The sequence below is a fragment of the Neobacillus sp. B24 genome, from assembly GCF_055381825.1.
Genome location: NZ_AP035777.1, coordinates 2,661,094 through 2,673,654, shown reverse-complemented (window position 1 = coordinate 2,673,654; position 12,561 = coordinate 2,661,094). Strand labels below are relative to the sequence as shown.

At 40.6% G+C, this 12,561-nt stretch carries 11 protein-coding genes; 6 read left to right on the top strand and 5 right to left on the bottom strand.

The window, feature by feature from the left end; translation table 11 throughout:
* The first annotated feature begins 113 nt into the window (after positions 1 to 113).
* Entirely contained in the window at positions 114 to 1,424 is a 1,311-nt protein-coding gene (locus ACZ43M_RS13215) for a D-serine ammonia-lyase (RefSeq protein ID WP_464507869.1), read from the top strand.
* 199 nt (positions 1,425 to 1,623) lie between these two features.
* Here the strand turns inward: ACZ43M_RS13215 and ACZ43M_RS13210 are convergent, their stop codons facing one another.
* The 3 genes from ACZ43M_RS13210 to ACZ43M_RS13200 all read right to left on the bottom strand — a co-directional run bounded on the left by ACZ43M_RS13210 (position 1,624) and on the right by ACZ43M_RS13200 (position 5,582).
* The gene (locus tag ACZ43M_RS13210; protein ID WP_464507868.1) at positions 1,624 to 3,123 is read right to left on the bottom strand and encodes a pyruvate kinase; all 1,500 of its coding nucleotides are present in this window, start codon (positions 3,121 to 3,123) and stop codon (positions 1,624 to 1,626) included.
* A 203-nt stretch (positions 3,124 to 3,326) separates the two neighbouring features.
* Positions 3,327 to 4,679, bottom strand: a complete 1,353-nt coding sequence (locus ACZ43M_RS13205; RefSeq protein ID WP_464507867.1) for an arsenic transporter — start codon at positions 4,677 to 4,679, stop codon at positions 3,327 to 3,329.
* A gap of 258 nt (positions 4,680 to 4,937) precedes the next feature.
* The gene (locus ACZ43M_RS13200) at positions 4,938 to 5,582 is read right to left on the bottom strand and encodes a hypothetical protein (RefSeq protein WP_464507866.1); all 645 of its coding nucleotides are present in this window, start codon (positions 5,580 to 5,582) and stop codon (positions 4,938 to 4,940) included.
* A gap of 371 nt (positions 5,583 to 5,953) precedes the next feature.
* Here ACZ43M_RS13200 and ACZ43M_RS13195 point away from each other — a divergent pair, with 371 nt between their 5' ends.
* The 4 genes from ACZ43M_RS13195 to ACZ43M_RS13180 all read left to right on the top strand — a co-directional run bounded on the left by ACZ43M_RS13195 (position 5,954) and on the right by ACZ43M_RS13180 (position 10,070).
* Complete coding sequence (locus ACZ43M_RS13195; RefSeq protein ID WP_464507865.1) at positions 5,954 to 7,024, top strand: CotH kinase family protein; 1,071 nt, start codon at positions 5,954 to 5,956, stop codon at positions 7,022 to 7,024.
* 136 nt (positions 7,025 to 7,160) lie between these two features.
* Entirely contained in the window at positions 7,161 to 7,679 is a 519-nt protein-coding gene (locus ACZ43M_RS13190; protein WP_464507864.1) for a hypothetical protein, read from the top strand.
* A gap of 57 nt (positions 7,680 to 7,736) precedes the next feature.
* Complete coding sequence (locus tag ACZ43M_RS13185) at positions 7,737 to 9,224, top strand: hypothetical protein (RefSeq protein ID WP_464507862.1); 1,488 nt, start codon at positions 7,737 to 7,739, stop codon at positions 9,222 to 9,224.
* Between the two features lie 177 nt (positions 9,225 to 9,401).
* Positions 9,402 to 10,070: a DUF2642 domain-containing protein gene (locus ACZ43M_RS13180; protein ID WP_464507861.1), complete on the top strand. Its 669-nt coding sequence runs from the start codon at positions 9,402 to 9,404 to the stop codon at positions 10,068 to 10,070.
* A gap of 121 nt (positions 10,071 to 10,191) precedes the next feature.
* Here ACZ43M_RS13180 and ACZ43M_RS13175 read toward each other — a convergent pair whose 3' ends face one another.
* Together ACZ43M_RS13175 and ACZ43M_RS13170 are read right to left on the bottom strand one after the other, a co-directional pair.
* Positions 10,192 to 10,764 carry a phosphatase PAP2 family protein gene (locus ACZ43M_RS13175; protein WP_464507860.1) on the bottom strand — a complete coding sequence of 191 codons (573 nt, stop codon included), beginning with the start codon at positions 10,762 to 10,764 and terminating at the stop codon, positions 10,192 to 10,194.
* 103 nt (positions 10,765 to 10,867) lie between these two features.
* The gene (locus ACZ43M_RS13170) at positions 10,868 to 11,935 is read right to left on the bottom strand and encodes an NAD(P)H-dependent flavin oxidoreductase (protein ID WP_464507859.1); all 1,068 of its coding nucleotides are present in this window, start codon (positions 11,933 to 11,935) and stop codon (positions 10,868 to 10,870) included.
* A 144-nt stretch (positions 11,936 to 12,079) separates the two neighbouring features.
* Between ACZ43M_RS13170 and ACZ43M_RS13165 the strand changes: the two genes are divergently transcribed.
* Positions 12,080 to 12,541: a DUF4236 domain-containing protein gene (locus ACZ43M_RS13165; RefSeq protein ID WP_464507858.1), complete on the top strand. Its 462-nt coding sequence runs from the start codon at positions 12,080 to 12,082 to the stop codon at positions 12,539 to 12,541.
* The last annotated feature ends 20 nt before the right edge of the window (positions 12,542 to 12,561 follow it).

Here is a 12,561-nt window from a genome sequence, read left to right as displayed (position 1 = left end):
TGCAGGTTATTTCATCATGACAGTCATGGGTCAAATCCATGACTGTTTTTTTATGATGAACAGGTTCGGGCCTTATGCTACACTTTATTTACCACAGTCCGGGAGGTATTGAAATGAAAGTACATAATAAACATTTCCCCTTAATGCAAAAACTCATCTCATTAGAAGAAGTGTTTTGGATTAATTCGAATCTTAAAGACTTTCAATCTGGTATGGAGCAATCCCCCCTTAAGGTCGAAGATGTAATGGATGCCGAGCAACGATTGGTCCGCTTTGCTCCGTATATTGCAAAGGTATTTCAGGAAACACAGGCCGCTGGCGGCATCATTGAATCACCATTGGTGGAAATCCCGTCTATGAAAAAATTAGTAGAAAGCAGGTACCGGAAGGATATATTTGGAGAAATGTACATGAAACTCGACTCCCACCTGCCCATCTCAGGTTCGATTAAAGCTCGGGGCGGAATTTATGAAGTCTTAAAGCATGGAGAACATCTGGCACTGCAGCATCAAATGCTTACGCTAGAGGACGATTACACCATTCTGGACAGCGAAAGGTTCCGCTCTTTCTTCTCTCAGTATTCAATTGCTGTAGGTTCAACAGGTAATCTTGGTTTAAGTATCGGGATCATCAGCGCCAAGTTGGGATTTAACGTCACCGTTCATATGTCAGCGGAAGCCAAACAGTGGAAAAAAGATCTTTTGCGCAGTAAAAATGTTAATGTGATAGAATATGTGGCCGATTACAGCAAGGCAGTTGAGGAAGGCAGGCGTCAAGCCGATTCCGACCCTAATTGTCATTTTGTCGATGATGAGAACTCACGCGACCTGTTTTTGGGTTATGCAGTTGCGGCTTTCCGTTTGAAAAAACAATTAGTGTCCATGGGTGTGTTGGTCGATGAAAGTCACCCGCTGTTCGTTTACCTTCCCTGTGGAGTCGGCGGCGGCCCTGGTGGAGTGGCATTTGGTTTAAAGCTTATGTTTGGTGATACTGTTCACTGTTTCTTTGCCGAACCTACTCACTCCCCTTGCATGCTGCTTGGGATGATGACAGGTCTGCACGATCAAATTTCCGTTCAGGATATCGGAATTGATAATCAAACCGCTGCGGATGGATTGGCAGTCGGACGACCATCGGGGTTTGTCGGTAAAGTAATGGAGCCTTTGCTATCAGGGATATTTACAATTAGCGATGAAGTGATGTTTAAGCTGCTGAAGGATTTGGCAGATTCGGAGGGTATCTATCTTGAGCCATCGGCGTTGGCTGGGATGCTTGGTCCGGTGAAACTTGTTAAAAACGGAAGCGATTATCTTACTAGAAATGGCTTAACTGAAAAGGCAGGTTCCGCCACACACATCGTCTGGGCAACTGGCGGCAGCATGGTGCCGAGAGATATTTTAGAAGAATATTACCAAAAAGGGTAAAAAAAATAGAGTTGCCCCGCCTTTTTGGGAGGTGGGGCTTGCTACGTTCATAGTTGAGAGTACATTTTTGATGCCGGACTACTCCAATATCATTTATTGGAGTAGTCCAGACTTCATTTTCGGTGCTTCACTACGCCAATAACCCTTATTGGAGCAGCCGCCCCCTGATTTTCAGCGTCGCACTGCTTCAATCCACCCGCTACAATTTCCGATAACCATCTAAAACACCAAATTGTCTGGTTAACTCCGTAATTTCGGCGTGTTTCGAAGAATCTGGTTCTTCAGCTCTTAAAAGCTTGGTTAACATAACAAGTGCGTCCAAAATATACGGGCCCTTATTAAGCATGACGCAATTTGCCCGCTTTCCTTGGGCAGCATCCGTGATTTCGGCACGGGCCGGTATCCCTTTTTTTGTCAACTTTTCTAAAACGCCAGTGGCCCAAATGACCGGAACATATGCTGCCGAACAAATCCTCAAAATTTCCTCCTGAACATCTGATAGATTTTCAGGACCAACCTCAACAGCTAGGTCACCTCGTGCGATCATTATTCCAAAAGCTTTAAATTGTAACCCTTCGAGAATGATTCTTGCCAGTTGATTCACTGCATCTTTTGTTTCAATTTTAGCTACGACTGCCAAATCTGAGTGCCCTAGCCTTTCCAATGCCTCCCGCAACTTTTTCAAATCTAGCGGTGAGTGAACGAAGGATATTCCAACGATATCACCATGCTTTTTTACAAATTCCAAATCCTGATAATCTTTTTCCATTAACGCTGGTAAATTTAAGCTTAATAGCGAGTCTGGTAAATTCAGACCTTTCCCTTGTTTTACCCTAAAGGGCTGCTCTGGGGAGAGAATCTCCACCTCAATGAATTCACTGGAAATTTCGCGGACAACTCCATGAATTTTTCCGTCATCAATGACTACCCGATGGTGTAAACGAACATTGCGAAATGCTTTTACAAGGGTCACCGGAATCCCGGCCGGGGCCTGTTCACCTGCAGGGTGCCCTAGCCGGTTTGAATCGAGATATAACTTAAGAGCATCACCTTTTTTGACCAAAATTTCCTCGGGGGCCAGCTTTCCCACACGGACCTTTGGGCCTCCGAGGTCCATAAAAATTTTACAGCTGCGCCCCTCGTATTTCCCTTCTTCCCTTAACTTTGTTTCAACTTTACGTAAGGTACCAATGATGTCTCCCCAGATTTGTTCATGATTATGGGCACAATTAATTCTGGCAATTGTCATTCCATTCAGTAGCAGCTGTTCCATTAACATCTCTTCGTGGACCATCTTGGCATCTAAAGTGACCATGATCGAAGCTTGCAGGTGATTCCATTTTTGGCCCAGTAATTCTACTGCTCTTTCTTCTATGATGCTCCTAGCAACCTTGGGTGTGGGGGAAATTAGGTTTTCAGACGGGATTCCAGGATGGGTCATAAGTTTTAAAATTTGCGAGATTGTATATAAAACGTGGGTGTGAGATTGGGGTAGTGGGAATAAACCCCGCTCCACCAATTCATTCGTTATCGAAGGGGTTATTTTTTCTTTTAGGGATAAAAAGGCAAGTAAATTATCGCGATTGGGTTCGGCATTTTTTAGGGGGAAATCAGCAATCGTCCTCTCACACTCTTCAACGATTTGCTGATAGAGATTTTGAAGTTGTTTGGTCAATTCAAGATTATTAAACAGTGCCACTTCTTTTCTCCCCTTAGTCAAAACACGAATATACATCATTGAATTGTATGCGAAGACAGGTGTAGGGATGTATGTACAATTATAGTTGCTATTAAGGACAGCTTCTAGTGATTCTTTTACAATTATTGGAGAGTTTTTGAAGCTTCTCTGGGGGATAAAAAATGAGGTACATGCATAGGCATGTACCATTATGAGACAAATATCTAGACAAATACGAGCCGGAGCCATAAGTATAAACAGATTAACGTGAAGAATAGCGTTGGCGGAATGACTATAATGGTAACTTTAATATAGTCAACCCATGAAATCATGATTTTGTTCGTTCTGAGAATATGCATCCAAATTAGCGTAGCTAATGTACCAATTGGCAAGATAAGTGAGCCAATATCGCTGCCAATAATATTGGCCAGATAAACCGTCTTCATGATAAGCGGCTCCAGTCCCATTTCTGTTAAGGCTAACGTTGATACCATCAAGGCTGGATGATTGTTAAAAATATTTGATAGGAATGCCGTGATCATCCCCATTGTCAGACTGGCATGCAACAAACTATCGTTAACAAGCGGCTTTAGATGGGATATTAACATTGCAGTTAGGCCAATATTGTGCAGACCATAAATGATGACATACATCGCAAAGGCAAAAACAAGTATATGCCATGGGATTTTCCCGACTACATCCTTAGGACTTCGTTTTAAATGAATCCAGCGCCATATTAAAAGAATGATTGAACCAAGAACGGCGACTAATGATACGGAAATTCCGATGAAGGAGGCGACAAATAGGCTGATTCTCACAAAAAATACAAAGATCAGCATATTGATCATTAGCTTCTTTTGCTGATTGAACAGGTTTTCATTGTTTTTCTGCAGCGGATGATAGGGGCTTTTTTGCAGTGTAATAGAGTAATTGGGGATACGAATTGTTTGAGGTATGTCTTTTTTGAATACGAGAAACAATAGATAGGATAAAAATAGCAAACCAATTACTCCGGGCACAAACATCATTTCAGTTTGGAGGTATAAATCCATTCCGATAATTTTTAAAGCAATAAGATTAACGATATTACTGACGCCGATTGGAGCGCTCGAAGCCGTAGCAATCAGGGCACCGCTAAGCAGGTACGGAATCATTTGCCTATTTTTTAATCCCAGATGCCTTAAGATTAAAATCAAGATAGGTGTGGTAATTAAAATACTGCCATCGTTATTAAAGAATAGCGTCATGAAAAAGCAAAGTAATAAGGTATACCAATATAGCCTAATCCCCGATCCCTTTGATAGTTTTAACATGAGAGCCGCGGTCCAGCTAAAAAAGCCAAAACTCTCTAAAACAATCGCCATGACAATCGTCGCTATAATGGTGATCGCTGCTCCTGTAACCTTCGAGCTAATATCGATTAAATCCGTAAATGAAACGCTGCCGCTTAGGAATACAATAATCGCTCCTGCGGTCGCTGGAATTGCCTCATTCATATTTTTAGGCCGAATAAAGATCATGATCATGGTGAGTAAAAAGGCAAATATTGTGATGATCATCGTTGTTGGATGATACATAAAAATTGTTTAACTCCCTTCTTGCTTTCAAATTTCATCTCCTTGTCCTTGGTTTATAGTACGTGCATTACGAATGGCTTGACCTAAACGAATATCTCGTTTTTTGGTAAATCAGCTAAAAACTATAAAATTTCTTTTAGGTTTGTACCTATTTTTAATCTATTAGGCTTTTACCTATCTTTGAAATTAGAGACATTTATCCTTGTTACAAAATGAATAAACCGATACTATTCAAAGTATCGGTTTATGAGCCCCCCATTACTGCAGGAGGAAAAGTTTTCTACTTCTTGTGTTTCGAACCTTTATTGCCTTTGGATCCCTTGCTTCCTTTGGTACCTCCGCCTTTTGAGCCTTTGCTGCCCTTGGTACCTCCGCCTTTTGAGCCTTTGCCGCCCTTGGTACCTCCGCCTTTTGAGCCCTTGCTGCCCTTGGTACCTCCGCCTTTTGAGCCTTTGCTGCCCTTGGTGCCTCCGCCTTTTGAGCCTTTGCTGCCCTTGGTGCCTCCGCCTTTTGAGCCTTTGCTGCCCTTGGTACCTCCGCCTTTTGAGCCTTTGCTGCCCTTGGTGCCTCCGCCTTTGGAACCTTTGGAACCCTTACTTCCTTTTCTTTTTTTCCCTTTTGGCCCTCTTTTCCCTTTTGGCCCATGCCCTTTGCTTCCTTTCGAACCGCCAGTACCTTTCGATCCACTGCTGCCGCTCGAGCCGCTGCTGCCGCCCGAACCACAACTTCCACTTGATCCACAGCTGCCACTCGAGCCACAACTTCCACTTGATCCACAGCTGCCACTTGATCCGCAACTGCCACTTGATCCGCTGCTCCCACTCGAGCCACTGCTGCCACTCGAGCCACTGCTGCCACTTGATCCGCTGCTGCCCTTGGAGCCGCCACTGCCTTTAGAACCATGGCCCCCTTTGGAACCTTTGCTGCCTTTGGTTCCGCCTTTAGACCCCTTACCGCCTTTTGAGCCCTTGCCTTTGCTTCCCTTTTTCCCTTTTTTGTGAAGCATCGTTACGGTCTCTACAGGATTATTATCTAGAAATGCCAGGACACCATTATCCTGGGCCTCAGATAGTAACTGTTCCACGTCAATCCTCATTACCAAATAACCCACCACTTTCCAAAAAGTAATATGCTCATTTCTAATCTATGGCAGTGAAAGGTCTTTTGATATAGACGTACATATAATTTTTGATATTTATACAAGTACCCAAAAGCTCACGTTCCATCTGAACCGGGCATATTATTTAGAAATTATCACTTTTAGGGGTAGAAAAATGTTAAAATACGAAATTTTGATTAATCCAAAATTACTTAAGCAGTTGGATGAAGATATTTGGACAAAGAACCACGTCCACGGGATTCTAAAAGCGGGTGATAAACGTTATAAAATAGGACTGTGCTACCGGGGAAATGTTATCAGAAAAAAGAAGAAAAAGTCCTATCACATCGTATTTCATAAACCAGCAGTAGTGGATGGAGCCCATGAAATCCACCTTAATGCCGAATTCAGCGACATTTCCTTATCGAGGAATAAGCTGTCCCTTGATTTTTTTGAAAAAATTGGGGTAACTGCCCCCTACTCCAGACATGTTCTCCTATATATAAACGGATCCTGCAAGGGTATTTATTTAGAGCTTGAATCGTTCGACCAATATCTACTCCAAAAGCGGAAATTACCACCCGGTCCCATTATTTATGCAACCAATTACCACGCCAATTTTTCACTTTTAACCCCAGAGAATACTGTAAAAACCAGTTTGCTTGAGGGTTATACACTGAAATATGGCAATAAAAAGGACTTATCCCACTTGGAGCAATGGATTGCCATGATTAACTCCTATAAGAATGAAGACTTTGAAGCAGAGATCCCGAAAATTCTTAATCTTGACCAATATCTAACCTGGCTTGCCGGTGTTGTGTGCACGCAAAATTTTGATGGATTTATCCATAATTATGCTCTATATAAAAATAGTGAAACTGGCCTATATGAAATAACCCCTTGGGATTACGATGGTACCTGGGGCAGAGACCTGCATGGCAGACCAAATGATGTTGATTTTGTACCGATCACTGGATTTAACACGCTGACTGGCCGAATACTGCACTTTCCAGCTTTTAAAAAGAAATATTTAGGCATTTTGTCACACATCCTTGAGGAAACCTTTACTGTAGATGCCCAAAAAAAAGAGATTGATAGTTTGATCAATTCACTTAAACCCTACATTCACCTAGATCCGTTTATCGATACAACCGATGATAGGCTTGATGAGGAGAAAAAATTCATCTTCAACTTTATTAACGAACGAAATCGTTTCTTAACACAGCAACTTTTCCAACTTCAATAGTGGGACTCTATCATCATTCGCCTATTTTTACTCAAAAGTATGAAAAAAAGGCTACTTTATTAGTACAACATCCCACCATGACACATATAGATGCAGTGTAAATGTTTATCTAAATAAAAGGAGGAAACTTTGGGTTATGAATAAAGAAGCTATGATGCAGTACGTAGGCAAAATAATCAGGGTGGATCGGGGCGGCCCTGAGTCCAGAATCGGTAAATTGTTGGCAGTTCACGATGATTATTTTATCCTTCTTACCAAAAAGGATGGAGTGGTTTATTACAAAACCAATCATATCAGAAGTGTCACAGAAAGCTCGAAAGACCTTATGAAACTGGGCATCAATGTTCCGAAAAATTTCGAGTACAAAAGCGCAGAAAACTTCGTTAAGCTTTTGGAAAGCATTAAATATCAATGGATTCGGATTAATCGTGGCGGCCATGAAGCATTGGAAGGAGTTTTAAACGATGTCACGAAAGACATTGCTTCATTAATTGTGAAAGAAGAAGTTGTCCGTTTTTCAATGAAGCATATTCGAAACATCAGCTATGGATTGGTCGTTGGATCAGGTGAAGATTCCGGTAAATCAGATGATGATGATAACGACAACGATAATGATAACAATGGCAACGAAAACCAAGACGAGGATAACGAATAATAACATGTCGCTTCTCCTACCGAGAAGCGACCCATTATCTCTAAAGGAGGCTGAAAAATGAAATTGGAGAAATTCACCGCAGCATTGGATCACCTAAAAGGATTCGACGTTAATCTTTATGTTGGCGAAGAAGTCTATAAAGGAAAGTTATTAGGCGTCGAATCGGACCATGTTGTTTTAGAAACTGATAAAAAATATATTTTTTACTATCGAATCGACAAAATTCAAGCAATCACAAAAAATACCAAAGATTTTAAAACACAGAAATCAAACGCTCATTTCAAACAAACACAAAGCTTAATGGAGCTATTGCAATCTTTTCAAAATACCTGGGTCAGCATCTTAAGCATTCATAAACAAAGATTTAACGGGGTCTTAGCCGAAGTCGATTCTGATTTTGTTACCTTAATTAATGGTGAAGAGCGAATCTTGTTAAAATTGGATTATGTATCGAACATTTTAAAAGGCTTTATTAAGGAAGAAGAAGAAAAAGCGGACGCAAAGAATGAAAAGGCTCAAACTCAAAGCAGGAACTCAGAGGATAAAAAGGACCATAATGATGAAGCTGCTTCAGAAAAAGATAAGAATGAACACAAATCAGAGAAAAGAGAAGACAATAAATCCACGAAAAAAGAGGCCGCGGCCGATAAGCGTGAGCATAAATCTGACAAGCAGGCAAATACCCATCTCACTGAGCAAGGGAAATCTGAAAAGAAAGCAAAACAAGAAAACAAGGATACTGAAAAACACCAGCATGTGACCGTGGTGCAACAAAGCAATACTGCATCTTGGTCAAAACCAATCAAAACCGAAACATGCGAGCCATGTGAAGCTGATACTTCAACCGGTTCCCATAAAGATAAATCAAAGTCATCTAAAGGCAATACTGATAAGAAGCATGAAATGAACCAAAAGGATAAACAAAAAGAAGAGCCAAAAATGGATAAGACAAAAGAAGAGCCAAAAAAGGATAAACAAAAAGAAGAGCCAAAAATGGATAAGGCAAAAGAAGAGCCAAAAATGGATAAACAAAAAGAAGAGCCAAAAATGGATAAGGCAAAAGAAGAGCCAAAAATCGCGAAACCAAAACCAATACCTCCGAAGGAGAAAGACAAACCGAAGCAAGAGGCCAAACACGATGCCACTCCACCAAAACAAAAAGACACAGCCAAAGCAGAAGCTCCACAAAAAGAAAAGCACTCTAACGAGATGGTCGCAGAAAAGAACAACACAAGTTATGTTTGGAAACCAATTAGCCAAGCAAAGAAATCCAGCCGGTTTGCAGGTGAACCTGTAACAGCAACGAACGAGAAAAAGGGGGCTGTTTCAACTGAACCAGTGAAGGAAAAAGGGAAATCAGAGAAACCAACAAAAACGGATAACGTTAGAGCCTTCCCATTTGGCGGTGAATTCAAAGCGCCTGATCATTCCAGAACTTTCCCATTCGCCGGTGAACCAATAGCTGCAAATGATACCCCAAGAGCGTTCCCATTTGCGGGTTTCCCAAACAAAGTAAAGAAAACATCAGGATTTTTAAATTTTTAATGCCTAGTTACGACTATGAGAGCTTCCAAAACTAATCCTTCAATGACCTTAATACCAATCGAACCAGATTACAAAATGAGCCGGGCACATGTTGTTGTCAACTGACACGATTGCCTTAAGATTTTTGACAGCCCTTCTCTTTTTGTAATGTCGTCCTAACAGAAAGGATGTGAATGAATGACTTTAAAAGGTAATATCGGTAAATATATTAAACTTGAACTTTCTGGAAAAAAAACAATAAGCGGCATGATGGTAGATGTTGGCGGCGATTTATGTGTCCTTTATAATGGGTATGATTATTTATATATTCCAACCGTTCATATACAGAATTGGCAATATTTAAAAAAGGATGAAATTGATGAATTCACCCTAAATAATGAACCTACACCGATTTATAATCATAATGAAGAAATCTCTTTAAGGAAAACACTAACATTGGCAAAGGGAATCTTTTCAGAAATATATGTGACAAGTAAACAAGCTTTGCATGGATATATTATCAGCATCATGAATAATTACTTTGTGTTTTACTCCCCCATTTATAAAACCATGTTCATCTCCTTAAACCATCTGAAATGGCTGATTCCTTATACGAATCATCAACGGCCATACGGCTTAAGCAATGCCAGTCTGCCAGTAAATCCTAGTAACATCACCTTTGCTCGATCTTTTGAAATTCAGATTGAAAAATTAAAGGGCGAACTGATTGTGTTCAATATTGGTGAGAATGAAAATGTCATAGGTAAAATTCAAGGAATCAAGGATAATTTTGTTGAAATCATTACGGCAAAGGGTGATCCTGTTTATTTAAATCTCCAGCATATTAAAACGGTTCATATGACGTAGAAATGCTATTTTTTTCTCGGGCAATTGACCAAGCCAGACCTAGGCCAATCAATCAGAGTGTCTTAAAAGGGCACTCTTTTTATTTTTTTAAATTAAAAAACGGACTTTATTTAGTCCGTTTTCATTCATTCTTAATAATGGCTGCTTGAGACTTTTGATCGAGTCGAAGTGACAGCAGTTCAAATGATAGTCCATAAAGAAAGGTTACTAAGAACATAGATGAAATCATATCGAAAATCACATGTTGCTTGACAAACAGCGTGGAAATAATAATCAAGCTGCCCACGATATGAATACAGGCTGTGTTTAGGAAATCTTTATTTTTAATGTGAAGCGATGCCAGCATAATGGCAAAAGTGGTTAGCACATGGATACTTGGAAAACAGTTATACGGCTGATCCTTCGCATAAATCCATTGCACCAGTATCGTTAAAAATCCAGTCCCTTCGACCGGTGGCCTAGGTACATACGTCTGGAAAAAGAAATAAATACCAAAGCAAATCAGTTCACCGGTTACTATCAATGTAATGGTTTTTAAATAAATCTTTGTATCCTTAAAACAAAAATAAATTAAATAGCAGAAAATATACCCATACCAAAGGATGTAGGGAATAATAAAAATCGGCATAAACGGGATTTCCTTGTCCACTGTCGTTATCAGAACCACTGCTTTTTGCGGCCGATTGTTTAACAAATGGTATACTCCGCCTAGCATAGGAAATACCAATAAAACCAACAAATAAGGTGTTTTTTTCAAAAACTTGCTCACTTATTCCCTACCTTCCTTCAAAAAACTCCTAATATCGCAGTTTTTCTACATCTGAAATTATTTCTTGGAAAAGCTCCTTTACTGTCTGTTTTTTGGCTGAACGTGGGCTTTGGCCAGACCAAAGTGACAGATAATCTGATGTTCCGTTAGCACCCGCCGCTTTTCTGATTGCTTTTGTTAGTTGGTTTTGCAACGGATAATCTGGCAGGAGATGTTCCACGTCTTGAAACTTTTCAATGAATCTATTATGAATGCCACGGGCCATTTTTCCCGAAAAGGACTTGGTTAATACAATCTGGTCCTCTGTAGCGTCAACAATGGCATTCTTGTGCAGGTTGTTTGCCCCGCTCTCTTCACAAACAAGGAAGGCAGTTCCCATTTGCACAGCTTGAGCACCTAAGCATTTGGCCGCCATCACTCCCCGGGTGTCCATAATGCCCCCTGCCGCAATGATCGGAATGCCGATTGTGTCAGCGGTTTGCGGAATGAGCGACATTAATCCAATTAAACTCTCATTGTCACTGCGATAAAAAGTCCCACGGTGGCCGCCAGCCTCAAAACCCTGCATAACAACAGCATCCATTCCTGCTTTTTCATTCAGAATTGCTTCTTTAACCGTAGTGGCTGTTCCTATTAATATTGACGAATTTTGTTTTAATTTCGTTTCAACTTCTTTGGAGGGAAGCCCAAAAGTAAACGAGATAACCGGAATCTTTTCTTCTATTAAGATATCAATTTGTTCATGGAAGGTTTGAAGATCAGCTTCATAGGTTGGAAACTGAGGTTGGTCCTTTATCCCCAGTTCGGTTAGTACCCCCTGTAAGATTTGATTAGCTGTTTGAAGTTTTTCCTCATCTATTGCATACGGGGTTGGTACAAACAAATTCACCCCAAAATATTTGTTGGTTAACTTACGAGTTTCTCTTATTTGATTGCTTAATTCAACTGAAGTCAGATAGCCTGCGCCAATCATCCCAAGCCCGCCGGCATTAGATACCGCTGCGGCTAGTTCCGGCGTAGTCACCCCGCCTGCCATTGGTGCCTGAATAATTGGGTAAGTAATTTGTAACAACTTGACTAAATCGTTTTCCCACATAATGCCCACCGCCATTTGAATATTTTGAAGTTTCTTTAAAAGTATCATTTTTTCCTATATGATTGAAGTTTTTTTGCTCAAATTGTAAATCCTCCGTTACCGTGTCATAATTTTAATTATCACAATGTTTTGGAGGTAGTTGGAATGGGGTTGCGTTTTCGAAAAAGCTTTAAAATTGCACCAGGCGTCCGGATGAATGTAGGCAAAAAAGGTGTAGGCGTCAGTTTTGGCGGACCTGGACTGCGATATACCATCCATAGCAGTGGAAGACGGACTTCGACTGTAGGAATTCCCGGCTCGGGTATTTCTTACTCAACCACTTCCGGTTCACGCAAATCTTATAAAACGTGTGTTGCAGGCAGGATGATCAATCGCGATAGTGATACTTATTTTGAAGTTATTCAGGAATTTGCTCCGCTTGATGATTTAGTACAGTTCGGAAGCGCCTTTGAATTCGGGACAGACGACCCAAATGAAATCCATGTAACATTTGATGTCAACGCAGGAAACGTCATCCCTGAAAAAACCCTGTCATTAACGAAAACAGGTAAATTATCAGAGAAAGCTCTGTCAAAACTGCCTATTTCGATCTTTAGGTTATGGTAAGATTTAGGTATCCAATTATA